This window comes from Pseudomonas sp. Kh14, from assembly GCF_900291005.1.
GTDB lineage: Bacteria > Pseudomonadota > Gammaproteobacteria > Pseudomonadales > Pseudomonadaceae > Aquipseudomonas > Aquipseudomonas alloputida.
Window position 1 is genome coordinate 1 of record NZ_OLKJ01000319.1, and the last position, 235, is coordinate 235.

Here is a 235-nt window from a genome sequence, read left to right on the forward strand (position 1 = left end):
AGGTAGGGGATGAACAGCAGCGACATGGCCCAGGCAATCGCACCTTGGGCGGTGCGTACGGTGAACACCGCATGGAGCGCGGCGGCCAGGCCGAGCAGGTGAATCAGACCGAGCACGTAACCGAAAAAGTAGGGGCTGTGGTAATCCATACGCATCCTGCTTGCCGAGAGCACTGCTGCTAACAGACCACGTTCGAGGGGGCCACTGCAACCCGCAGGCGAATTCGGCGTCTAAA

General features: G+C 60.9%; 1 pseudogene. It reads right to left on the reverse strand.

What is annotated here, in order from left to right:
* Positions 1 to 149, reverse strand: a pseudogene (locus FQ668_RS28280) (cardiolipin synthase); the annotation flags it as partial.
* Between the last annotated feature and the right edge of the window lie 86 nt (positions 150 to 235).